Origin of the sequence: Gimesia panareensis, assembly GCF_007748155.1 — a bacterium.
Lineage (GTDB): Bacteria > Planctomycetota > Planctomycetia > Planctomycetales > Planctomycetaceae > Gimesia > Gimesia panareensis.
Map to the genome: position 1 here is coordinate 4,729,909 of NZ_CP037421.1, position 24,308 is coordinate 4,754,216.

A 24,308-nucleotide genomic window follows, 5' to 3' on the forward strand; every position below is an offset into this window, starting at 1 on the left:
GTTAGCAATGTTAAACAATTACAGAGGACCGAAAAAACAGGATCAGAGCCTGAATTTCCAGGTTATTGAGCCGTCCAGCCGCCATCAATAGTCCAGCAGGCACCGGTAATCGATTTCGCTTTGTCCGAACAGAGATAACTCACCATAGAGGCGACTTCCGCGGGCTCGATCATCCGCCCGGTCGCTGATGCTTTCAGGAAAACCTCGCTCTCCACCTCTGCGACACTGATCCCCAGCGTCTCCGCCTGGGCAGCGATCTGCTGTTCGACCAGGGGCGTACGGACGTAGGCGGGACAGATCACGTTGGCGGTGATCTGAAAGGGGCCCCCTTCCAGGGCCGTGGTTTTTGTCAGGCCGACCAGTCCATGCTTGGCGGCAATGTAGCCAGCTTTATTGAGCGAGGCCACCTGCGAATGAATCGACCCCATATTAATGATGCGTCCCCACTGCCGCTGTTTCATTCCAGGCAGGACATATTTTGTGAGCAGAAAGGGAGCGGTCAGCATCACCTGCAGCATTTTCTCCCAGACCGCTTCCGGGAAGTCCTCCAGGGGTGAAACGTGCTGAAAGCCCGCATTGTTGACCAGGATCTCCACGCCACCCCACTCCTGGCTGATCCGTTCCACCAACGACTGACACTGTGCTGGCTGTGACAGATCGGTAGTGACAAACAGAGACCGTTGTCCGTCTGCTTTCAAATCTGCCAGAAAATCGGGCTCGTGCAGATCGGCGATCACAATATCACAGCCATCGCGAAACAGCGTCTGGGCGATTTCGGCACCGATGCCACTGGCAGCGCCGGTGATTAAAGCGACTCTGGCTTGTGTCATGGTTTATTCCTCTTTCAGAATCTGCTGGATTCGTGCCAGCTTCTCATCGCGCCAGGCTCCCCATTCGGCCCGGCTCTGCTGCTCCAGGTACTTTTGAGTTCCCGCAACCGCTTTCTGTTTCGCTGACTCGGGAATCCGGGTCCAGGTCTGCATATCTTCCCAGTAGGCTTCAAAGGAGGCCCCGATCGTATCGAAGAACTTCTGATAGCCGCCCGTACCGCCCCCCAGTTCGTAAATCAGGTGCTGCCCCATCAGCGCCCAGCGCAGGCCCGGTCCCTGACAGAGGGCCGCGTCAATGTCCTCTACGCTGGCGACTCCTTCATCCAGCAGCGCCAGCGACTCACGCCAGATCGCCGCAGCAAGACGGTTCGCAATGTGTCCCGGTACTTCTTTGTTGAGGACCACGGGATACTTGCCCAGTTGTTGAAAAAAGTCTCGCACACACTCGACGGTCTCAGTCGATGTCTGTTCGCCGGGAACCAGCTCCACCAGTGGAATCAGGTGCGGCGGATTGAAGGGATGCGCGATCAGCGCCCGTCCGGGATGCTGCAGCACCGACTGCATCCGCGTCATGAGCAGTCCCGAAGAACTGCTGGCCAGGATCGCGGACTCCGGGGCAAACTGCTCGAACTGCCGATAGACATCAGCCTTGATCGCGTAATCTTCAATCACGGATTCCTGCACGAACTCAACATCGGTCAACAGTTCCTTCATGGAATCGGCTAGCTGCAGATTCTGTAAGCCGGCTCCCGCAGCTTCTCCACTGAGCAACTGCAGTTTTACCAGTCGCTCCAGGTTGCTCTCCGCGACGCTCAACGCCTGATATTTGACATCCTCGTTCACGTCATAGATGCGGACTTTCATTCCCTGAGCTGCGAAAAAAGAGGCCCAGCTCGCTCCGATCAATCCTGCTCCCAGTATCCCGATTTCCTGCATGATGCAGCTTCCTCTTGTTCGATAGTTGATTTAAGGGGACTCAAATAACATGGCAATACCCATCCCGCCGCCAATGCAGAGTGAAGCGATGCCACGAGCCGCCTCTTGTTTCTGCATCTCATGCAGTAGTGTGACCGCAATGCGGGCTCCGCTGGCCCCCAGGGGATGACCGAGTGCGATCGCCCCGCCGTTGACGTTCACGCGGGCCTCATCCCAGCCCAGTTTCTTGCCGACTGCCAGAGCCTGTGCTGCAAATGCTTCATTGACTTCCAGTAGATCGATGTCGGAAAGTTTCAGCCCCGCGTGTTGCAACAGATCTTCAATCGCGTTTGCCGGTCCCATCCCCATGAACTGGGGATCCAACCCCACGTTCGAAAAGCTGCGAATCCAGGCCAGCGGCTTGAGCTGCTGTTCTTCCACAAATGCTTCCTCCGCGATCACCAGCGTCGCGGCGCCATCATTGATCCCCGAGGAATTCGCGGCGGTCACCGTTCCCCCCTCTTTCTTGAACGACGGACGCAGACAGGAGAGCGTCTCCAGGTTCGTCTCTTTTCGCGGGTGTTCGTCGACAGAAACCAGCTGTGGTTCCCCTTTCCGCTGAGGCACGGAGACGCCCACGATTTCCTCGTCGAATTTCCCTGCTTCCAGAGCCGCCTGGTAACGCTGCTGACTCTGCACCGCATAACGGTCCTGGTCTTCCCGCGTCACCTCGTATTTCTCAGCCAGATTCTCGGCGGTGATCCCCATGTGACAATCATAAAAGGCATCCCACAAGGCATCGTGAATCATGGAATCGATGAGCTGTTGATTTCCCATCTTGAATCCGCTGCGAGCCCCTTTCAGCAGATAGGGGGTGTTGCTCATGCTCTCCATTCCCCCCGCCAGTACGACGCGGGCCTTACCACACAGAATGGACTGCATCCCTAAAGCGACCGACTTCAGTCCGGACCCACAAACCATATTCACAGTTGTCGCCGGCACGTGATAAGGAATGCCCGCATGCACGGACGCCTGTCGCGCCGGGTTCATTCCACAACCGGCTGTAAAGACCTGCCCCAAGAAGACCTCATCCACCTGCAGCGCTGTGATCTGACTCCGTTTGAGCGTCTCCTTAATCGCCGTCGTTCCCAGCTGGACTGCCGACAGACTTTGAAAGGCACCGTTAAAGGCCCCAATGGGTGTGCGAACGGCTCCCAGAACGGCGACCCGCTGTTCTCCCTGCTGACTCATGATTCTAAACCTTGAAATAAATCCCGTAGTTTCCGCCGCATCACCTTGTTTGAGGCTGTGCGGGGCAGTTGTTCGATCTCGCGTACCGCCTGTATTTTAAACAGTGGATTGAGCTGGCTGCGAATGATCTGCTGCATACTGCTCTGTAACGTGTCTGCCTCGAATTTCGAATCGGGCTGCATGACGACATAAATCACCAGCAGACTTGGACCTCCGCCCGCCGGGGGAACCGCGATGGCTGCCACTTCGCGAACGCCCTCCGCCTGGGTCAGCAACTCTTCAATCTGCACCGAGCTGACCTTGATGCCTCCCAGGTTCATCGCATCGTCGATCCGGCCCTGCGCCCGGAAATATCCGTCGGGCAACGCTTCGATCTGATCTCCGTGCCGACGCAACAGTTCCCCATCCGGTCCCGGCGGGATGTCGGCAAAATAGACCTCATGATGATCACGGTTGATCAGCCGGGTAGAGAGACCAATCACCGGAGGCACAAAGAAGACTTCGCCGTTTTCAGTCAGATGCCCCTCTTCATCCAGCAGCAACCAGTCAAAACCGACCGCCGGACAGGCAAACAGACCGGGTACGCCCGGCTTCAATACCGTGCCTGTAATATAGCCGCCGCCGGTCTCGGTTCCGCCACAATATTCAATCACGGGGCGATAACCGGCCCGCGACATCAGCCACAACATGTCATCCGGATTCGAACATTCCCCGGTCGAACTGAACACCTTGATCCGCGACCAGTCCAGCCCCGCGACGCAATCCTGGCTCCGCCAGGCAGAGACGATACTGGGCACCAGTCCCAGCATGGTCACGCGGGCGTTCTGTACGAACTCACAAAACGCACGGCTGGTCGGCACAGCATCGGTCAGCGCAATGGTCGCGTCATTGATGAGCGAGGCATACACCAGCCAGGGTCCCATCATCCAGCCCAGGTTGGTGGGCCAGCAGACAACGTCGCCGGCGTGAATGTCGTGGTGCAGATATCCGTCGCCGGCGGATTTGATCGGCGTAGTCTGATCCCAGGGAATCCCTTTCGGATTCCCGGTCGTTCCGGAAGAAAACAGAATCGTCGTCTCATCGTGCGGATTACGGGGTTCACAGGTCAATTCCCGGTTGTCCGAGAGAAACTCCGACCAGAGCCGGTCCCCCTCGCGGAGTGAAACCTGTACCCTCTCCTGTTCGGGCAGCACAATCGCGGGGAGCCGCTGATCCTCGCCCAGTTTGGTATAAAGAGGCAACTGCCTGCTACCGCGGGTGATGACATCCTGAATGAAGATCAGCGCCGGCTCAGTAATCTTCAGCCGCACCTGCATTTCCTCAGCTGAGAAACTGTCGGCGATGGTCACCACCACACAACCGGCGGCGATGACCCCCAGAAAAATCGCTACTGACTCCACCGTCATGGGCATCATAACGGCAATCCTTGTTCCGGGCTCATAACCGGCTTCCCTGAGCCCGTTGGCCACCTGAGCGGTCAGTTGCTTCAGTTCGGCGTAGCTAAGCTGCTGCAGTTCCGCGCTTCCTTTCTGGAAACAGACCGCCGTTTCATCCGTCTTGTCGCGGAAACAGCTTTCGACAATATTTAGTTTTGCACCGGTCAGCCACTGGACCTGTTCGATGCCTGCGTCCACGTTCATGACCTGCTGTGGAGGCTGCTGAAATTGGATGCGGAGGGAATCGATCAGCTTCTGCGTAAATTCGCTCCGATCATGGACCGACCAGGAATGCAGGTCTTCCATGCTGTGCAGATTCAACTCATTCAGCCAGCAGGCCAGATTGGATTCCGACAGTTCCTGCTCCCCCGGAAACCAGGCCGGTGCGGGCGTTCCACTATCAAGCTGACTCTGATAAACGCTTTGGTATAACAGCTGATGAACGGAGAAAGGCAGGTCAGGCGTGAGAATCTCTGTCGTGAGAGTCTGCCAGAGTTCATGTTCATTTTCTGACGACAATGCCTGTAGCCTCTGCTCCAGCTGAGCGGCTGATTCAGAGGCGAGACCACAGTTTTCGAGCGCGGCTGCGGAGATGTCCATGAGTGATTCCCATATCAATTGTGCATCCCGGGAGGGTTCACTTTAAGACTCTAACCGTTCTGTCAGCAATTCGCCAGTTCAGGTCGCCTCTTCGTAAACGCAACTGCAAAAAAGAGTTGGGAAGAGACATGTTTTTTGATTTATCTTTATTAACAGGCTTCCATTCAGCATCCGAATTGCGAAAATGGTAGTATCGGGCGTGCGTTTAACTGCGTGCGGCCCTCCTTCCAACAGTCTTCCAGACGGAAACGTAAAGACAACAGGCCCCCTTTTCAAAAACCAGTGGGAGAAAGAGGTTATATGTCTGTTCTGAACACGAATCGGATTTCGAAATTATTCACGACCGGATGCAGTCTGCTTCTGTTATGTGGCATCAGTCTGTCGCTCATGACCAGCGATTCGATCGCCCGGGCAGAAACGCCAACGAAAAAATCAGCCGCGAAAGCCAAAGCAGATTCCGATTCTCCCGGTGCCCTACGGATGCTGGACGCGATCAAATACCTGGCCTCCGATGAACTGGAAGGGCGGGGTGTCGATACCCGGGGCATCAACCTGGCTGCCGACTATATTGTCAAAGAGTTCAAAGCTGCCGGTCTGGATGTGACCACTGTCGAAGAAGGGGCCTTTCAGAAGTTCACCATCAATACCGGCAGCAAACTGGGTCCCGCGAATGAGCTTCAGCTGGCAGGTCCGGACGGAAAAACGATTCCCCTGGTTTACGACAAAGATTTCCGCTCCTGCTCCTTCGGCGGTTCAGGAAAATTCGATGCCGAACTGGTCTTCTGCGGATACGGGATCGATGCCAAAGATGCGAAATACAACGACTATGCCAACGTGGATGTGAAAGACAAAGTCGTGATCATCATGCGGCGGACGCCTCAGCAGGGAGAGAAGGACAGTCCCTTCGCGGGTGCCCACGGCATCTCACGTTATGCGGCCCTGCGCTACAAAGTCAGCACGGCGTTCGGCAAAGGGGCCAAAGCGATCCTGTTTGTGAATGATTATTATTCGACCCAGGAAAACAAAAAAGAAGCGAAAGACCTGGAACAGGACGCGATCGAAGAACTGATCACCGCAACCGAAAACTGGGAAAAAGCGTCTGCGGACAAACGGGACAATGCAGACGTTAATCTAAAAAAAGCCCTGCTCGACGTGCAACAGGCCCGCAAAAAACTGAAAGAGGCCCGCTTTGACCGACTGATGGAATTCGGCTATGCCGGCAGTGGTGATGGCCGCTCGATTCCGATCGCACATATTACTATTGAAAAATGCAACGAACTCTTCAAAGACGCCGGGAAACCGACACTGCAGGAACTCGAAGGCAAAATCGATGAGCAACTGAAGCCGGAAAGCTTCGAATTACCTCAATGGAAAGCCAAAGGGGAAATCTCGGTCAAACAGATCCGCACCGAAGTGAAAAATATCATTGGCGTGCTCGAAGGCAAAGGACCACACGCCGATGAAACCATCGTCATCGGGGCGCACTATGATCATGTCGGTTACGGCGGAGAGGGCTCACTGGCCCCCGGTTCCACCGACGTCCACAACGGAGCTGACGACAATGCCTCGGGAACCGTCGCCCTGATCGAACTGGCCCGCAAACTGGCAGCCCGCAAAGAGCCCCTGCCCCGCCGCCTGGTGTTCATCGCCTTTACGGGTGAAGAACGGGGGCTGATCGGCTCAGCTCACTACGTCAAGAATCCGATCTTCGATCTGAAGAACACGGTCGCGATGCTCAACATGGATATGGTGGGCCGTCTGACCGATGACAAACTGACCGTCTTCGGAACCGGCACCGCACCGCGCTGGAAAAAACTGGTAGAAGAGACCGCGAAAGATTACGACTTCAAGCTTTCCCTCAAGCCGGAAGGCTTCGGTCCCAGCGATCATAGCTCTTTCTACGGGAAACAGATTCCGGTGCTGCACCTCTTTACCGGAACTCACAGTGACTATCACCGCCCCTCTGATGACTGGGACAAGATCAACATCCCGGGCATGGAGCGGATCGTCAGCTTTCTGGAAGAGATCGCCATCGCGACCGCGGAGAATCCCGAGCGTCCGCAATACGTCAAGATCGAGCGTCCGGCACCGACCATGCGTTCCGGAAACCGTCCCTATTTCGGCAGCATTCCCGACTTTGGAGGAGAAGGTCCCGGCTATCACATCTCAGGAGCCTCTCCCGGAAGCCCGGCTGACAAAGCAGGCCTCAAAGCGGGCGACGCAATCATCAAGATGGGCAAGACGAAGATCGACGGCCTGGATGACTTCGATCTGGCCCTGCGGATGTTTTCCCCAGGCGATGAAGTCGACGTGACTGTCCTGCGGGAGGGCAAGCGGGTGAAGCTGACCGTCAAACTCGGAAAGCCCAAATAAACAAGCGGTTCCGTTTATTTGCGTGTGTAAACCAGGGAGACGGTCCCGGTGAAGTCGTTTTTCTTGCGTCCCGCGTTCGGAACCGAGTTGTAAATCTGCAGCAGCCCCAGCCGCAGGTTCCAGCGGTCTTTATTATCCAGTTTGAACAGGATCCCGGTCTCCGTGGTCAGACGGGTGATCTTGATATTGTCTACACTGGGGGTCCAGGTCTGTTTGTGCTCAAACTTGGCATGGTCTGATAAAGGCCAGTGGAACTCCAGCTCCGCGAAGACGTCGAGCGTGGTACGGACCAGTCGAGGGCTGTTATAAACTTCGTGCGTACCACCGGGACCGACACGGACAATCAAGCGTTTGTCTTTTTCATTGATAAACCGATAACCCAAACCGCTGGAAATGTTTCCCCGCCAGTCCAGATTCTCGAATTCGTCATAGGTATTCTTGTTGGTTACGAAGACGATCCAGTTGGTTTTGCGAACCAGGTCCAGCGTTGCATTCCCATACCAGCGGTTGGCATCGCGGACACCATTCGACTGCCCCCAGCGACCGCCAATCTCAAACAGGAACCGGTTGTTTTCATCAGATTTTTCCAGCTGCAGGGCCGTTGTCACATAGTCCCGCTGAGTGTTCCCCGCCAGAAAGGTGCCCCCGATCTCCATCCGCTTGGTCCAGATTTCAACATACTCCCAGCAGGTATCGTAATAGCCTTCGACACGATCCCAGGGAGAGGTGTTCTCATCCTCGACATCGCCAAAGTCAGGGGAGACCCCAATGGGTTGAGGGACCGGCGTCTGATTGATCATCGCCGGCAGAGGAGGCAACTCGACATTGTCATTGCTGACCAGCAGCTCGTCGCCTGGTGCAGGTGTATTCGATTCTGAACCCCACTCCGCGTATTCCAGTCGGTCCACATCTCCCAGCAGCACGGAACGGACTTCTCCGTCCGGCAGACGGAACAGAATATTTCCTTCTTCAAAACCGATGCTTTCACCGGAGAAAAACTGCCCATCTTTCAGATACAGCGTTTCCGCAGGGGGCGGTTCTGCAGAGTACACCACGCCGCACAGACAACAGACGTTGATCCAGAGTGCCAGTAAGAGGCACCTGCGAAAATATCGTCCTGTAATGCGGTTCAGAAAACCCATTGGCCCGTCCGTGGCTGGATCAATCAGTGGTGAAGATCTGGAAATAATAAGGGATGCGATTAAGAAGTTAAGAAGGGACGCGGATTCTAGTTATGACGGCAAAACTGTGCAATGTGTATCTCTGGGCACATGCATTTGTTTCCTGCTTTACACATTCATTATTCCAGAATCATAATTCAACCTAACTCATTAAGAGGTAGTTATTTATATAAATACACTCTGATCAGAGCTTCTGAAAATCTGCAAGTCCCCCCTGTCCTGACGATGAAATCTGTCACACCAGTTTTACCGGTTCTGTTCCCCCCAAACCGGACCAGCAGCTTGCCTGACCGCTACAAACGGATCTTTTCCCTGTCTGGAACTCTTTCCATAGACCCTGCTGCCGGCGCTTTCGTCTCTGACTCGCTAAAAAAGCAAATGAGATCTCGACTACTTCAGACCTCCCCTCATTTTGCGTGCTAGAGTTTTTTTGAATGCAGTACGTTTCGGGCCAGCAGCAACAAACGTCTGCTCAATTCAACAGAACAATTCAATTCAAATCAAAGAGTCATAAAAGGCACTTCAGGCCAATGGGCGATCTGTGAATCGTCTGTCGTGAGGGGGAGAAGATTTAATCATGGGATTCTTGAAACGATTCTTGAAGACGACCTATCGAGACAATACTGCGGGGAAAACGCGCAGCAGTTTCGAAAGTCTTTCAGAAGACCAGTTGGAAACGCATTTGAATATTGCCAAATATGGTAATTTCCTGCTGACCGATGCGATTCGTCCTTCCTACGATCTGGAAGTCGTGCCACGGGCCGGCTACCGGCATGATGTCTATACGGATAAAGAATCCGGAATCAAAATTCCGGTCCTGATGGCATCCGCCTCCCGGGAAATCCTGTTCGACCTGTTTATCGATCTGCTCGATCCGCTGGGGCAGGAAGTCGACGTCGTGCTGGAAACCAGCCATGATGGTGCCAGCAATCAGCACCAGGATCTGTATCGGGAACACATGGATCTGCCCGTACTGAAAAGTACGCTCTACGATTACGAAGACCTGCTGCTCAATGACGGTTGTGCCGGCATCGCCGTTCTCAACCCGCTGATCCCGCTGGAAGTACAGTTCGATGAGCATAAGCTGCTGATCATGTACGGCCAGGGAATCGATCAGTTTGAGGGGATTCTGGATGAATATGGAATCCCCCATGATTCAGAACTCAAATTCATCACTGAAGCAGAACACGTCCATTCTTCCAGCGATGAATCCATCGAAGAACTGGACCAGCTGAAATATCGTCTCGGCATCGATTTCGACTAACGTCACTTACTCGAAACTGCGGAGGCGATAGAACTCCGGCTGACCTTCGATCAGATGCACTTCCTGGTTCGCAGCGAGATTTGAGAAGCGTTGCGTGAGACCGGAGGGCCAGTTGACTTCCAGTTCTGTTACCTGCTGCTCAGTTCCCAGGCCGAATACCAGCGTACGCTGATTACTCGCCTGGTACCCGTCCCCCGCTGTCAGCTGTCGCACCAGCGTCTGTCCGTTCTGTTTCATACGTACGGTCGTCCCGATGGCATCCCGATTCGATTTCGTTCCGGTCAGTCGAATCACCAGCCGATTCCCTGCGTCGCCAGTTCGGTTTTCGAGCAGGACCACAGGCTGATCAAGGCTGGAAACAGCGACTTCCTCGCGTCCATCCCGGTTCCAGTCCAATCGGGCCATCCCCCGCCCCAGCCGAGTCTTTTGAAAGAAGCTGCCCAGTTCGGGAGATTTCACTTCTTCGAATTTCCCCTTACCCCGGTTTTGCATCAACTGCGGTCGCATCTGCCAGGGCGTCTCTGACTTCCTGAGGTCTTCCACATGCCCGTTGACGATCACCAGATCCTGCAGTCCGTCCAGGTCCGCGTCCAGAAACTGCGTCCCGAATCCCAGCAGGAACAGGCTGGACTCAGCCAGATTCGCAGTCTGAGTTTCATCGACAAACTCACCCGGGCCGATCTGACGATAGAGGGTATTGGTTTCCCGATAGTAGTTAGTGACGAACAGATCGAGCAGCCCATCCGCGTCCGCATCACCGGCAGCGATGCCCATGCAGGCTTCCGTGCGTCCCTGGGCATTGAGCGCCAGACCGGACAACAGTGCCTGCTCGGCGAATTGCAGTTTTTCGGTCCCCTGATTGACGAAAAAGAAGTTAGCAACCGCATCATTGGCAACAAACAGGCTTGGATAACCACTGCCGGTAAAGTCGGCAGCCACGATTCCCAACCCTTTCCCGGCGGGGACTTCAATCCCTGCTGCAACAGTGACGTTCTCCAGTGTTCCATCGTTTGAATTCAAATAGAGCTGGTCCTGTGCCGCGGGAAAGTTCAAAGGCATACAGGAGCGATCAGTCCCGTCTCCATTCTGACAGACCCGATCAAAAACATCCTTGCCTGTCAGATAGTTCACCGCGTAAATTTCCGGCGCGGCATCCCCGTTCAGATCCGCCATCAGGCAACTGGTGGTCCAGGCATCAGCGGCCCCTTGTGCCTGTTCGACTTCGGAATAGGTCCCGTCTCCATTATTCAGGTAGAGCCGGTTCCGCCCGATATTGCCGATATAGATGTCGTCAAATCCATCCTGATTCAGATCACCGATGGTAACTCCCTGGCTGAAGCGGTTCTCCCGAATGCCGGCCTGCGCGGTCACATCCTGAAATGTGCCGTCCCCCCGATTCAGATACAGACGATCCAGGTATTCGGCCGACTGTTCATCGACGGGCCAGCGTGTTCCCTGTGTCAGGTAGAGATCCGGCCAGCCATCGTGGTTCAGGTCGAGCACACCCACTCCGCCGCCGGTGAACTCGTACATTTTATGCTGTGTCTGAGGCCAGGGATGACCGTTAAAATATTGAAAGTCGATCCCCGCATCAGCGGTGACATCCGCAAAGGCGATCTGAGTCGATTCTGTCACTGTTCCGTTTGTAGTCGCCCGGCTGGCCATTTCCGCCCCTGAGGTTGTTGGTATTTCAGGCAGCGCCAGGTCGCGCACCGGATTTTGTTTCGGGTCCGTTCTGACGAGAGGCAGTTCTGCCAGTTCCCCTTTCAGTTCATCGCGTGTCTGCCTGGCCCATTCCAGAAAGGGATCGAGCAGTAAGGCGGCGCGGCTCCAGCCATAGGCTTCCCAGACGAGCCCCAGTTCCTGTGCCAGCGAAACCATTTTTTCCGCAGCCGGCAGTTCCTTGTCGCCGTACACAACTTTCACCAGCCCCTCGTAGGTCTGCAGTTTCCGAGAATATTCGAGCAGGCGTTCCGCCGCTTCCTTATCACCAGCCTGTTTTAAAAGCTGACCCAACTGATAGCAGGCGGTCGGGTTCGTTGCATCACGTCTGAGCGTCTGAATGAAACAGGCGATCGCTGCCTGTGTATCTCCCTGCTGCTGATACCACTGTCCTTCGACATTCCAGATCTCGGGATGTTCGCGAACGGACTTCGGCAGCGCGGCCTGCCATTGTTCAAAAGCTTCTGATTGCTGCAGCTTGAGCAGCGTCTGGCCGAGCAGTACCTGCGCCTGGCTCAATCCCGGCTGCGCTTTGACCAGTTTCACCAGGTGTTCCCGGGCGGCTTGATATTCCTGCTCATCCACCTCCAGCCGGGCTACCATGAGCTGCACCAGGGGATCCTCAGGGGCCGCCTGCTCGTATTCGGAAAACAGCTGCGGGTTCTCCAGTGAACGGTCACTCATCGCCAGCAGATACAGCACCAGGGGATTGATCTTTTTCTCCCGCAGCAATTTGATGCGAATCGGAACCGCTTTCCAGGTCTGCGTCGACAATCCATAAATAAATGAAAGCCGTTCGAGTACGAGACTGTCGTCGGGAAAAAACTGATAGGCCCGCTCGAACTGATCCAGCGCCAGTGACAGCTGTTTCAACTGAAACAGGTAGTACTCACCGGAACGCGTGCGTGCCTGGTAGGAATCGCGACTCCGATCATCGGGCACCCGATCATAGTACTCGATGGCGGCCTGAAAATCCCCCTCTTTGATCGCGATTTCCGCCAGCAGCAGAGCAGCGTCATCCGCATGCGCAGGTGACTCCAGCACCGGCAGGAGTTCCCGCTTTGCCTCGGCGTAATTCTGCTCACGAAACGCATGCGCGCCCCGTTGCAACTGCGCAGCAGGATCGAGATCGAACACTCCGAGAAACCAGAGCGCCAGACCGATCGTCGCCAGGATCAGGAGGACTGCAATCAGACGCAACAATTCAAAGATGCCTTATTGAGACGAAACGATAAACAGGGACCGTAGACTGCCTCTCTGATTGAGGGCATTCACCAGCCACGCTCCCATTGTAAAGGGGAGCCAGACCAGGCACCATGGGCACGTTGTCTAAACCGAGACATTCTCCTTTTCCTGCGAATCGACATCCGAGGCAGTCGCTGCTTTGGCTTTCAACTGGCTAACCACACCAGGCCGCAACAGATTGACAACCGACTGCTTCGCATCCATCGTTAAGCTGAACAGCGTCGGCACCAGGACCAGCGTAAACAGAGTGGAGACAATCAGACCGCCCAGAACCACGCTCCCCAGTCCGCGATACAGTTCACTCCCTGCTCCGGGGAACAGTACCAGTGGCAACAGACCGAGCACAGTCGTAGTGGTCGTCATGAAAATCGGACGGATACGGGTGCGGATACTTTCCAGGATCGCTTCGCGAGGCGTCATCCCATCCTCGTTGATATGATTCAACGACTGGTGAATGATCAGAATCGGGTTATTCACCACCGTCCCAATCAGGATCACGAAGCCCAGCATGGTCAGCACATCCAGGGTCTGCAGCATGAACAGGTTCAAAATACTGAGTCCCAGAATTCCGCCTACGGCTCCCAGAGGCACACTGAAAATAATCACGAACGGATACAGCCACGATTCGAACAGCGCGGCCATCAGGAGGTAAGTGATCATCAATGCCAATAGCACGTTGAACTGCAGCGCCGCCCAGGTATCACGGAGCTTGTCCGCAGTACCGGAAAGCATGATTCGATAACCGCCGGCCAATTGACCACTTTCCCGCATGGGCTGCACGATCTTGTCCTGGATCTGCTGCATCGCATCTTCCAGTGCCATCGCTTCGGGAGGGGAGACTTCAATCGTAATCGCTCGCTGGCGCTCCCGGTGATTCACCTGTTCCGGACCACTGGTGATTTCTACTTTTGCCAAAGCATCCAGGGATACGAGATTCCCAATCGGTGTGGCGACTGAAAGGGCCTGAACGTCCTGGGTATTCTGAATATGACGCGATTCCCCGACAATCGACAGGTCAATTTTATCGCCCCCCAGATAGTAATCGCCGGCGTAGGCACCATCGACCAGGGCATTGACCATGTATCCCAGGTCAGCACTGCTGACTCCCATATCCGCGGCCTGCACCAGCTTGGGTTCAATATGCACTTCAGGACTGGAGAGGTCCAGACTGGGAATAGGACGCACCTGGGCATCGGGGATCATCCCTTTCACTTGCCCCAGAATCTGACCTCCCATGCCGACCAGCTTCTTCAGATCGGGGCCAATGATCTCCACTTCCACGGTTCGTCCACCAGTCAGCCCCTGTTCAAACAAGCTCGACTGTTTTGCGACAGCGAATGTGCCGGGCAGCTTCATCCCAGCCCTCTGGACCAGCGGAATCAGTTCGCCTACGCGTTGGGAATCGTAGGCGCGAATCCCCATGAACACCATGCGTCCGCGAGCCACGAAGAAGAAATCGCCGATCACCGGATAGTCCAGTTTTTGCGCTTCATCACTCCCCGGGTCGACAATGTCCCAGTAAGGACGCAGATCGGATTCCACGGTTTCCCCCAGTTCCATCAACTGGTTGAGGTTATAGCCGGGTGGAGGGAGCAGAATACAGAAAATCAGATTGCGGTTTCCGGTCGGCAGGTATTCGACTTTCGGCCAGAGCTGCCAGCTGATGCCAAAGGCTGCCCCCACCAGAACAGCGGTGACCACCAGGCGTCGCAGCAGTCCCTGCTGAATCCAGTGATTCATGCCGACGACAGTCTTCACAAACAGGGCGCCCCCCGATTCAATCGGGCCGATGATCAGTCTGTGCAAGGCCCCTTTATGCTGTGGTTCTTCCGGTTCCGGATTGTCAACCACCCGCATATCTTCGATATCCTGACCTTCCCGCTTATGCAACAGGCGGGCGGAGGCGGTTGAGATCAAGGTCATCGAGACCAGCAGCGACAGTCCCACGGCGGCACTGATCGCCAGCGCGATGTCCTGGAACAGCTGGCCTGCTTCTTCCTGGATGAAGACCACCGGCAGGAAGACTGCGATCGTCGTCAGGGTAGAAGCCAGAACCGCGCCCCAGACTTCCTGGGTCCCTTTGATGGCGGCCCGGAAAGGTGATTCGCCCAGGGAATACCTGCGGAAAATGTTCTCCAGAACCACCACCGCGTTGTCCACAAGCATCCCGACAGCGAATGCCAGACCGGCCAGACTGATCACGTTCAAAGAACGTCCCATCAGCCCCAGAATCAGAAAGGTGCCGATGATACTGGTCGGAATCGCCAGCCCCACCACCAGGGCTCCGCGGGCAAACCAGAAGCCGGCACCGACGATCAACGCCAGACAGACAGCAAAAAACCAGGGCGAAATATAGGCAGCAGCAACCGCGGTCAGGATGATGAACGGCACCACGATCAGGGTTCGAATCCCCAGGTGCAGGAACGACATCAACACGATCATCGTGAGGGCACCGCCGATAAAGATGTTGTTCTTGACCAGGTCGACCGAAGAATAGATGTAATCGGTTTCATCATAAACCTGTACCAGTTGCAGGCCGCGCGGCTTCAGCACCGTCTCGTCGATATCCTGGGCTGCATCCCGCAATCCATTCATGATCTCCAGTACGTTGGCACCGGTTTCGCGGATACAGTTCACCGCGATACTCGATTCACCAAAACGACGCACCAGGCCATCCGGTTTTTTGTATCCCAGTCTGACTTCTGCCACATCTCTGACGTAGACAGGTGCGCCGTCGCGAATGGCCAGCAGCTGGTCTTCGACTTCTTCAATGTTCCGAAACTGCCCCAGTGTCCGCACCACCCAGCGACGTTTTCCTTCCCAGAAATCACCGGCAGAGGTGTCAGCGTTCTGACCGCGAAGCACTCGACGCACATCGGCAATCGTCAACTGGCGTGCCGCCAGTTGCTCGGAATCGACGACGACCTGCAGTTCCTCTTCCAGTCCACCAAGCACATTCGACTGGGACACGCCGGCCACGCGTTCAAAGCGGGCTTCGATCTCATCCTCGGCAAAGCGCCGCAGCTTGGTCACTTCAATATCTTCTTGGGGCAGAATTTCGCCCCGGACATCCGGGTACTCATCCGAGAGCAGACGCAGCCGCAACATGGCCAGTCCGGGATTGGGGGTCTTGCTGATGACCTCCAGGCGTTCCTTCAACTCCGGATGTTTTTCACCAAACGCGAGAATTTTTTCTTTGTCGGGGAGTCGGCTGCTGAGAATAAACCAGGCAATCGGACGGTCCGCGGCGTTAGCGGTGCTGATGATCGGCTGGTCGGCGTCTTCCGGGTATTCCGGCACCTGCTGCAGGCGCGAGTTCACCTTGAGCAGCGCTTCATCCATGTTCGTGCCGACGAGGAACTCCAGGGTAATCGTCCCCTTGGAGTCAGCACTTTCCGAGCTCAGCTTGGTAATGCCTTCCACACTCTTGAGCTGCTCTTCCTGTTCGAGCACGATTTCGCGTTCGACTTCCTGCGGACTGGCACCGGGCCAGCGGGTTTCAACGGTAATCGTGGGCCGCTGCACTTCGGGAGTCAGCTGCATGGGCATCCGCGTCAGTGCGACCAGACCAAACAGCACCGTTAACAACACGCCGACGGTCACCTTGACCGGATTGTGGACAATGGCGGTAATCAGATTCATGGTGGTTCCTCAACTAACCATTGGTGTTAATGGCTTTGGCCTGCGGTTCCGCATCAGGAGGCAGGATTTCCTTAACAACGACATCCTGCCCCGGTAGCAGGCGTTCATTCCCGCGAATCACAACCTGTTGTCCCGGTTCCAGATCGCCCATCACCTGGATCAGCCGGCCCTCTGAAACTCCCACCCGGACCGGCACCGCGCGGGCTTTGCCCTGCTTCTGATCTCCTTCACCATGATCCACCACATAGATCATGGGAGACGGTCCTCCCAGCACCAGTGCATCTTTGGAAACCAGCAATGCGGATTGCTTCGCCCCCGTCGGCAGTACGGCCCGGGCCAGCATCCCTGATTTCAATAAGGGACCATCATCGGTGATTGTATTTTTAATGCGAACTTTGACGGGAAACGTCCGGGCGCGGACATCCGCCTGTGGAACAATTAACGCCACCTTGCCGGTAAAGACCTGATCGGGGATCGCCGGGACTTCCACCCGGACCTCCATGTCCAGCCGGACGTGAGGAATGTGATTTTCCAGTACCTGTACGGTTACATCGACCTGATCCAGGGCAATGACTTCGGCAACGAGTTCTCCGGAATTGACCCACTGACCGACTTCAGTGTGCTCGGCAACGACATAGCCATTGAAGGGAGACTTAATAGTATGTTTCACCACTTTGCTGGCCAGAGTATCAACGAGTGCCTTCTGCATATCTTTGCGGGCGGTGGCCTGGTCAATTTTCTCTTGCCGGGGGCCCTCCACTGTCAGATTATAGGCTGCCAATGCTTCCTGATACATTTCATCGGCGCGGATCGATTCGGAAACGACCTGTTGAATGTCATCATCGTTGACCGCTTTGCGGGCATAGAGAGACTCCAGTCGCTTGCGGCGTTTCGTCTGGTATTCACTCTCCGCTTTGGCCGCCAGCATCAGTGCTTTGGCACGTTTGATTTCATCCGGTCGCGAACCATTTTTGAGTTCATTCAGCTCATATCGCCGCAAATCCAGCTCCGCTTCTTCAGCAGTCAGCTCCAGATTGATTGTGTTCGTCAACAGTTGCGCCAGTGGCTGGTCCTGTTTGACATAATCCCCTTCATTCACGGGGAATTCTGCCACGCGTCCGCCGACGGCACTACCGATCACACTGCGTTTGATCGGGTGAACGGTCCCGACAAAAGTCTGCCCCGAGGCAACTTCCTTCTGGATAATTTCTGCCACTGACACAGCAGCGGGGCCGCGTTGAGCACGCGCTGTCTGTGAACTGAATATCAAAACAGCCGCAGTCGCGGCTAAACCGGTTGCAATTCTCATAAACACCCTCAACGTCATATCAAGTAGTCGGTTTCATCCTGAATGGTTGTTTCAGACCGTTTCAAACTCCGGGACTTTGACTCCCAGATTTTGCTGCACCTGCATCAGCAGCGATTTCAATGTTTCCACCTGTTCCGGCGTCATACCTTTCGTGGCTTTCTTCCGCAGCCGCTTCAGGCAGGAGACCATTTTGGACCAGATCGGCTTTGCTTCCGGCAGGACCTGCAGGACTTTGCGTCTGCGATCTGCCGGATCGCTTTCGCGCCGGATCCACTGATCGCGTTCCATCCGGTCCAGAATCCGGACCAGTGTGGGAGGTTCAATCATCATCCGCTCAGCCAGTTCCACCTGGGAGAGTGGCCCTGCATACACCAGCCAGCCAATCACCTGAAACTGTCGGAAGGTAATTCCATACGGAATCAATTCCTGATTCAACGCATCCTGATACGAATGCGATGTCATCGTAATCCAGTAACCGATGCTCTCTTCAAAATCGTATTGCAACATCAGTCTCTCCTTCGGAGTGAACGCCCCTGATTGATTAGCCAGGCTAATTATTAGCCCTGTTATAATATTCAGGCATGACTCCTCGCAATACTGAATTCGCGGTTAGCAAAGGCTTTAACACGATTCGACGGAGAATCGGCCCTGTTCTGAGGAGGATCGGGGGGAGGCTAAACTGGACAGGCAGGTTGGCAATTGCGCTTCTGCAGCGGTTTTCGACTGGACACCTTGCAAATAAGAATCAAAATGCGTTCGCGGGCCTGGTCGTTTTGTCCTTCTGTTTCTCGCCTGAGGAGAGATTCAAAACACACCGAAATCCCACGTCTGCGCTGGGCGTCCGCATGTTTTCCCCGCCCCGTTTCCAGGCCTTCCAGGAATCCCGGCTGCCCCGTGCGACACGTTCGCCGGGCACAACGGGGAGCTTGGGACCGGTCCAGCCGCGAACGACGCCGGCATCCGATCGAGCCAGAGCCGACTGATAGGCAGTGGGAGAATACCAGTCGTCGCACCATTCCCGGGCATTGCCCGCCATATCATAGGCACCGTAGGGACTCAGATCCCCGGGAAAACTTTTGACTGCATCGATCTGCCCCGGGCGACGATTCTTGTGCCATAAGGGGCGACCATCGCCCCAGGGATAGTCGAATCCGCGTTCTCCCCGGGCCGCTTTTTCCCACTGGGTCTCCAGCGGCAACTGCTTGCCCATCGTCCGGGCGTAATTGATTGCATCAGTATAAGCGATGCCCATTGCCGGGTAGCTGGCATTCGCCTGATCGTTGCCGGCCGGCTCAGGAATTTTGCCCTTGGCGGCGATCATTTCGGAACGCCAGCGGCGGTATTGCTCGAGCGTGACCTCGTGCACATCAATATAAAAGGTGTCCTGTAAAATCGAAAATTGCGGCTGGGCATTTTTGTCGCCGGTTTTCGCTCCCTGAATGGAAACTCCGGCGGAGACCAGTACCATCTCCGAGTAATCACGGTCGCAGCGAATGCGCCGGGGCAGTCCTTCTGCAGAATAGCCATATTCTTTCAAGGCAGTAAAACCCTTGGGAAGTTTAAAACCAGCATCGGGCTGGGCTGCTTCCTCTGTTGCTTCCGGTTTGACAACGGTAAACGTGGAAGCATTGAGGCCTGGTCCGGCGGGTTTCATCACAGCGAACTCTTCACCAGTGACGCGTCCCGGATCCGGTTTCTGAATCTGGTAGTTGTGCACATAATCGACCACTTCAAAGTGATCGTCCGGATTACCCTGCAGTTCTGCTGGCTGTGTTTTCTGCTTTGGCTGGGGCTTCACCTTCCGGGGCTTGAGCTGAGGCGCCTGCATATTGGAAGAGGAGGAAGAAGCTGGAGAACTGGAAGCCGTTTTCCCGCCAGCGCCTGGTCCTCCTACTCTTCCACCACCATCGCCACATCCGGTTGACAGCAGTGTCAGCAGACTGAGTAACCCCCATAATTGAAATCCGGCAGTTTTCGAATACAGATGCATAATCAGAACCAGAGTATTGAACGGAGTCGAAACGGATAGATGGACCTGCTTAAATTCTAACAGCTACGAGACAGATTAACAGCCTATTTCAGGCTGTTCCGTCGGATTCGCGGACCGCGGCAATCAACAGCGATTCGAAATCGCCCATCGTTTTGCACTGTGCCGCGATCCGGGGATGGGCGAAGACGCGGACCCGTTTCACAAAGTCGTCAAACTGCTTGCGCGCCAGTGTATCCACCACGGGAGAAACGACATGCAGCGGTTGATATTTTGCTTCGCGCGGTGAGTAAATCTCGACGTTGAATTCCACTTCACGATGGGTAGGCGGCGCATCTATCAGAATGTCGGTCGAATCGACCGGTTCGTTCAAGCGTTGCGTCAGCCGCTCCGCCAGATTTTCACTCCAGCTGACCAGTGAAGAGACCGGTCGATGCGCGATCAGTTCAAAGACCTCGGAAGACTCGTAAAAACTGAACTCAGCGACCCGTTTATACAACACGCGTTTGTTGCTGAAGATCCCTTCGACCAGCCGTTCGCAGTCCGTTCCCCGGGATTCCTGGCGGAGGACGGAGATCGAATCCGACTCGGTCAGCTGAAAATAATCCGACAGATCCAGGCGGGGATAGAGATGATAGAACGCGCGGGCAAACATCGTACTGGCGGCACGGACCGCGTGATGCCAGTAGACTTCGCTGAACATCACATAGCGGGCAAACACCATCAGCTCGGCCGCGGTTTTTCCCTTGGAACCAATGGCCAGTCCATCACCGGCGGCATTGACCATCAGCGACTGAATCAGACGTTTTTTATCGAAGTTGCGTCCATAAGGAACGCCGGCGTGCAGACTGTCGCGATCGAGGTAGTCCATTTTATCGATGTCGATCGGCCCTGACAGAATCGAACGCACCAGTCGCATCCGGGGCGTGTCTGAGCTGGGCACGAGGATGTCCAGCACCTCGGAAGGTTCGATGCCCCACTCTTCCCTGAGGATGGCGGGAAGTTCGTGTCCTTCCGAAAGAAATTCCCGGGCAAACTGCTCGTGACGCGGAATGCCGTCCAGCGACATATCTTCAATCAGATGACAGAACGGCCAGTGCCCCAGGTCGTGCAGCAAGGCTGCGGCAATCAACACTTCCGCGGTATGCACGTCAACGGTTGCCGCGAACCGTTCGTCTCTTCCCAACTGCCAGAGATACTGCAGCGCATTCTGATAGACACCTAATGCATGTTCAAAACGTGTGTGCGTCGCGCCGGGATATACGAGCGCCGTGAAGCCCAGTTGGGTGATGTGCGACAGCCGCCGGAACTCGGGCGTATCGACAAGTGCCCGCACACGATTAGTAAACGGGACATCCTGTTGATAGGGAATCCGGACCAGGCCGCTGCCTGACTGCAGGTTAGAGAGCTCGGGGATCTCGACATAGGGATGGTTCATGAAACGTCAATTCCGTTTTACGATTTCGTGAGCCGTTCAGGCAAGCAGCGAAGAACGGTCATTCGGGGCAAACAGTTCTTCGACAACCGTCGCGATCATCTCATTGTCTTCCTGAGCCCCTTCGGAGCACATCGCTTTCCACAGCACCTGGCCGGCCTGAACCGCTTTCTGAACTTTGGCCGGCAATGCTTCCAGTTCCAGCGGCGGTCGCAGGTCATGATTCAGAATCGCTGTCGAGAGTGCCTGCGGAATCTGTTCAATTTCATCGACCGATTCAAAATCGACCATGCCCACCAGTAGCGGGTTATAGCGCCCCTGAATCAGGGAACGGACATCATCTTTATAAGCGATCAGTGGTTTACCCAGCATCCAGGCCATCGCGGCTTCGGAAACGGCCCCTTCATCGGGAACGCGGCCGTTCAGGTTCCAGACCATCGCCTCACATTCCACAACCAGCTGATACACATCCAGGGAAAAAATGGCTTCGTGCAGAAACTGCGCCGCCGTTGGTGCATCCCAGTTGCGTTCCACCAGCACATCCAGGATCAGGCGAAATTCCATGCCATCCCGGTGAGGCAGATAGACGGTATAGCCGACGGTGGTTAAGAGATCTGCAATCTCTGTCATCTCGTCCCGTTCGGTCCGATTAAACAAAGGCCCCGCGCAATAGACGCGCATCTGTTCGTGAGAATGTTTCATGGTCAAACCTGTTATGCTTCCCTGCTGAAAGAAAACCATTTAGAATAATGAGATCGAAGGGGTTGACTGATTATTGTAGCATCGTCCCGTTATTTTTCACCCAAACCGGATTCATTTCCGCCAGCATCTCCCAAATTTGTCGATACGACAATCGACTGTGTACAATTACCATCTTTAATCTACTGAAATCACATACCACCTGCGCAATAGTATGAACCCAAGCCCCTCATCTTCTCCCGCATTTGACAGCCGCCGTTTCACCTATGCGGTGTTATGCGTGCTGCTGGGGCCCGGCGCGGTGACTCTCGCACTGCAGACGATTTTTAGCAGTCAGGATCTGGCCACCATGTATGTCAGCGTTCCACTCTGGGAATCGCTACTCACCAGTTGGTCGGGCACACTCGATCCCGCAACGCAGACCGTCAGCATTCCCTTTTTTCCACTCATGGGATATCTCCTGCTGACCTCTGCCCTCACCTGGCTGGGCGGCAGCTTCCTGCTCTCCCGGTTTCAAAAACATGGATTCGCTTCCGCCTTGACGGACTGGGGCTGCCTCGGTTTTCGCTGGTGGTTTCTGCCTGGCGTCTGGGAACTGTTGAGAATCACCCTATTCCTGGTGGGCTGGGAAAGTGGCGTGGGACTCCTGTTGGCGACCTCGCCCTTCTGGTTCGCGGTGATGCTTGCGGGCTGGCTGGCGACGCTGGTGACATTGCTCTTTCCCGTTCCAGAAATCGAACCGGCACCGGCTGAATTACCCGTTGATTTATTGGCAAACCAGAAGACCAGAATTCCCGTCTCAGCCTGGCTGATGATCGGCGTCTTTGCGCTGGTCTTCACCACAATGAACTGGCGCCTGTACCAGGGACTGCTGATCCCGCACGGTGATTCCGCCATGTATGAGGAACATCTCTGGAATGTGCTGCATGGGAAAGGCTTCCGCAGCTACCTGGACCAGGGACTTTTCTGGGGAGAGCACATCCAGTTCATTCACCTGTTGCTCTCGCCACTGTATTTCATCTGGCCTTCCCATTTACTCCTGGAACTCAGTGAAACCGTTGCGCTGGCGAGTGGCGCCATTCCGCTGTACCGTATGGCGACGCGACACAGTGGATCGAAAACGGCCGGCAAAGCCATGGTGGCAGCTTACCTCTGTTACTTCCCCCTGCAGTTTCTGGACATCGCCATCGATCTCAAAACATTTCGCCCGATCTCATTCGGCGTTCCTCTGATGCTGTTCGCTCTGGATGCCCTGGAACGGAAACGCTGGAAGTCAGCCACAGTCCTGCTGCTGCTCTGCCTGGCAGCGAAGGAAGACTACGCGATTATCCTGGGACCGCTGGGACTGTGGATTGCCTGGCGGGCCTTTCAGGAACGAAAGCAACAGCAGCAAGACAAGCAGCCTGGTCTGCTCAAAACCGTTGCGCCGGGAATCGGGCTCTCCGTATTCGCGGTGGTCTACCTGGCACTCGTCGTCAAAGTGCTGATCCCCTGGTTCCGCAGTGGCACACAGGTCCATTATGTGGGTTACTTCCAGAAGTTCGGCAATTCACTGGGCGAAGTCGTCAGCAATATCCTGTTCAATCCAGGATTACTGCTGGGAGAGCTGATCCAGCCAGACACGTTCATTTATGCTCTGGCTCTGCTGGTCCCCCTGGGGCTGCTCCCCCTGCTTTCTCCCGGTCGCCTGATGGTGGGGCTGCCGATTTTTGGTTTACTCTGCCTGAACGAACTGGCCCACGATCCGCGACATCATTTTCACGCCCCCATCGTGCCGATTGTCTGTTGGGCCGCCGCTTATGGCATCGGCAATGTGCCTGTCCTGCTCCGCCGCTGGAAAAAACAGACCGCATCCCTGTCGCAGACGCAGACCTGGGCCACGCATTTCCTGTGGTGTTCCTCCCTGGCCACGGGCCTCTTTTTCAGCCTGGGTCCGGCGGGGCTCGTCTTCTGGGACTCCGGATCCAGTTGGTACTGGGGACGGCTGTACGTCCCCGGTGAACGGGCGCGGCAGTTCGAAAAAATCGCGAATCTGATCCCCCCCGACAGCAGAGTCGCTTCGACCGACTTTGTCCATCCCCGCTATACCCACCATGAACGCTCGTACGATTACAGCAACTACCGCCGCAAGGTCAACGATTACGAAGCCGGGGTTCCCGAGGACACCGACTATATCGTGATCGACACCCAACATCCCTACAGCGAGATCAAAACGCCGGACCAGATCCCCGAATATCACGACCACCCCGAGCAATGGGAACTGCTGCCGGATGAGACCGACGGGTATTTTATTGTCTTAAAACGAAAGCACGACGGGAAATCCGCTGCGAATGAGGGCACTCCCACACCTCAGAAATAAATTCGAAAATCGGGGCTTCACCACGCCGGGGGAGCCGTAATAATGGTCTGTGAACCCACC

At 55.4% G+C, this 24,308-nt stretch carries 15 protein-coding genes; 3 read left to right on the forward strand and 12 right to left on the reverse strand.

All coding sequences use genetic code 11. The annotated features are described in order from the left end of the window. Positions 1–62: 62 nt before the first annotated feature. From Enr10x_RS17495 to Enr10x_RS17510, 4 genes are read right to left on the reverse strand one after another with little or no spacing between them, the layout of a single operon-like run. Positions 63–830 carry a 3-hydroxybutyrate dehydrogenase gene (locus Enr10x_RS17495; RefSeq protein WP_145110610.1) on the reverse strand — a complete coding sequence of 256 codons (768 nt, stop codon included), beginning with the start codon at positions 828–830 and terminating at the stop codon, positions 63–65. Between the two features lie 3 nt (positions 831–833). Beyond that, on the reverse strand, positions 834–1,766 hold the full coding sequence (locus Enr10x_RS17500) for a 3-hydroxyacyl-CoA dehydrogenase family protein (RefSeq protein WP_145450825.1): 933 nt from the start codon (positions 1,764–1,766) through the stop codon (positions 834–836). A 30-nt stretch (positions 1,767–1,796) separates the two neighbouring features. Continuing rightward, the gene (locus Enr10x_RS17505) at positions 1,797–2,996 is read right to left on the reverse strand and encodes an acetyl-CoA C-acetyltransferase (protein ID WP_145450826.1); all 1,200 of its coding nucleotides are present in this window, start codon (positions 2,994–2,996) and stop codon (positions 1,797–1,799) included. Beyond that, the gene (locus Enr10x_RS17510; protein WP_145450827.1) at positions 2,993–5,032 is read right to left on the reverse strand and encodes an AMP-binding protein; all 2,040 of its coding nucleotides are present in this window, start codon (positions 5,030–5,032) and stop codon (positions 2,993–2,995) included. The genes Enr10x_RS17505 and Enr10x_RS17510 overlap by 4 nt, the downstream gene beginning before the upstream one ends. 300 nt (positions 5,033–5,332) lie before the next feature. On the opposite strand from Enr10x_RS17510, the gene Enr10x_RS17515 reads away from it, so the two are divergent. Then, positions 5,333–7,405 carry a M20/M25/M40 family metallo-hydrolase gene (locus Enr10x_RS17515; RefSeq protein WP_145450828.1) on the forward strand — a complete coding sequence of 691 codons (2,073 nt, stop codon included), beginning with the start codon at positions 5,333–5,335 and terminating at the stop codon, positions 7,403–7,405. Between the two features lie 14 nt (positions 7,406–7,419). Here Enr10x_RS17515 and Enr10x_RS17520 read toward each other — a convergent pair whose 3' ends face one another. Beyond that, positions 7,420–8,547, reverse strand: a complete 1,128-nt coding sequence (locus tag Enr10x_RS17520; RefSeq protein WP_145110626.1) for a DUF481 domain-containing protein — start codon at positions 8,545–8,547, stop codon at positions 7,420–7,422. 616 nt (positions 8,548–9,163) lie between these two features. Here Enr10x_RS17520 and Enr10x_RS17525 point away from each other — a divergent pair. Further along, a complete protein-coding gene (locus Enr10x_RS17525) occupies positions 9,164–9,850 on the forward strand; it encodes a hypothetical protein (RefSeq protein ID WP_145110628.1) in 687 nt (228 codons plus the stop codon). A 6-nt stretch (positions 9,851–9,856) separates the two neighbouring features. Here the strand turns inward: Enr10x_RS17525 and Enr10x_RS17530 are convergent, their stop codons facing one another. The 7 genes from Enr10x_RS17530 to Enr10x_RS17560 all read right to left on the reverse strand — a co-directional run bounded on the left by Enr10x_RS17530 (position 9,857) and on the right by Enr10x_RS17560 (position 21,892). Continuing rightward, positions 9,857–12,775 (reverse strand): FG-GAP-like repeat-containing protein, encoded by a 2,919-nt coding sequence (locus Enr10x_RS17530; RefSeq protein WP_145110631.1) that lies wholly within the window; start codon positions 12,773–12,775, stop codon positions 9,857–9,859. Between the two features lie 126 nt (positions 12,776–12,901). Continuing rightward, entirely contained in the window at positions 12,902–16,459 is a 3,558-nt protein-coding gene (locus Enr10x_RS17535; protein WP_145450829.1) for an efflux RND transporter permease subunit, read from the reverse strand. A 13-nt stretch (positions 16,460–16,472) separates the two neighbouring features. Next, a complete protein-coding gene (locus tag Enr10x_RS17540; protein WP_232093036.1) occupies positions 16,473–17,768 on the reverse strand; it encodes an efflux RND transporter periplasmic adaptor subunit in 1,296 nt (431 codons plus the stop codon). A gap of 51 nt (positions 17,769–17,819) precedes the next feature. Continuing rightward, a complete protein-coding gene (locus tag Enr10x_RS17545) occupies positions 17,820–18,275 on the reverse strand; it encodes a MarR family winged helix-turn-helix transcriptional regulator (RefSeq protein WP_145110636.1) in 456 nt (151 codons plus the stop codon). Between the two features lie 238 nt (positions 18,276–18,513). After that, complete coding sequence (locus tag Enr10x_RS17550) at positions 18,514–19,758, reverse strand: formylglycine-generating enzyme family protein (RefSeq protein ID WP_145450830.1); 1,245 nt, start codon at positions 19,756–19,758, stop codon at positions 18,514–18,516. 88 nt (positions 19,759–19,846) lie between these two features. Beyond that, a complete protein-coding gene (locus tag Enr10x_RS17555) occupies positions 19,847–21,193 on the reverse strand; it encodes an HD domain-containing protein (RefSeq protein WP_145110642.1) in 1,347 nt (448 codons plus the stop codon). Positions 21,194–21,229: 36 nt separating this feature from the next. Continuing rightward, a complete protein-coding gene (locus tag Enr10x_RS17560; RefSeq protein ID WP_145110645.1) occupies positions 21,230–21,892 on the reverse strand; it encodes a nucleoside 2-deoxyribosyltransferase in 663 nt (220 codons plus the stop codon). A gap of 211 nt (positions 21,893–22,103) precedes the next feature. Between Enr10x_RS17560 and Enr10x_RS17565 the strand changes: the two genes are divergently transcribed. Next, complete coding sequence (locus Enr10x_RS17565; RefSeq protein ID WP_145450831.1) at positions 22,104–24,248, forward strand: DUF2079 domain-containing protein; 2,145 nt, start codon at positions 22,104–22,106, stop codon at positions 24,246–24,248. Positions 24,249–24,308: the final 60 nt, after the last annotated feature.

Bases quoted from the DNA above. Each gene is read 5' to 3' on its own strand.
- Enr10x_RS17495 (WP_145110610.1), bottom strand. From the start codon at position 830: ATGACACAAGCCAGAGTCGCTTTAATCACCGGCGCTGCCAGTGGCATC.
- Enr10x_RS17500 (WP_145450825.1), bottom strand. From the start codon at position 1,766: ATGCAGGAAATCGGGATACTGGGAGCAGGATTGATCGGAGCGAGCTGG.
- Enr10x_RS17505 (WP_145450826.1), bottom strand. From the start codon at position 2,996: ATGAGTCAGCAGGGAGAACAGCGGGTCGCCGTTCTGGGAGCCGTTCGC.
- Enr10x_RS17510 (WP_145450827.1), bottom strand. From the start codon at position 5,032: ATGGACATCTCCGCAGCCGCGCTCGAAAACTGTGGTCTCGCCTCTGAA.
- Enr10x_RS17515 (WP_145450828.1), top strand. From the start codon at position 5,333: ATGTCTGTTCTGAACACGAATCGGATTTCGAAATTATTCACGACCGGA.
- Enr10x_RS17520 (WP_145110626.1), bottom strand. From the start codon at position 8,547: ATGGGTTTTCTGAACCGCATTACAGGACGATATTTTCGCAGGTGCCTC.
- Enr10x_RS17525 (WP_145110628.1), top strand. From the start codon at position 9,164: ATGGGATTCTTGAAACGATTCTTGAAGACGACCTATCGAGACAATACT.
- Enr10x_RS17535 (WP_145450829.1), bottom strand. From the start codon at position 16,459: ATGAATCTGATTACCGCCATTGTCCACAATCCGGTCAAGGTGACCGTC.
- Enr10x_RS17540 (WP_232093036.1), bottom strand. From the start codon at position 17,768: ATGAGAATTGCAACCGGTTTAGCCGCGACTGCGGCTGTTTTGATATTC.
- Enr10x_RS17545 (WP_145110636.1), bottom strand. From the start codon at position 18,275: ATGTTGCAATACGATTTTGAAGAGAGCATCGGTTACTGGATTACGATG.
- Enr10x_RS17550 (WP_145450830.1), bottom strand. From the start codon at position 19,758: ATGCATCTGTATTCGAAAACTGCCGGATTTCAATTATGGGGGTTACTC.
- Enr10x_RS17555 (WP_145110642.1), bottom strand. From the start codon at position 21,193: ATGAACCATCCCTATGTCGAGATCCCCGAGCTCTCTAACCTGCAGTCA.
- Enr10x_RS17560 (WP_145110645.1), bottom strand. From the start codon at position 21,892: ATGAAACATTCTCACGAACAGATGCGCGTCTATTGCGCGGGGCCTTTG.
- Enr10x_RS17565 (WP_145450831.1), top strand. From the start codon at position 22,104: ATGAACCCAAGCCCCTCATCTTCTCCCGCATTTGACAGCCGCCGTTTC.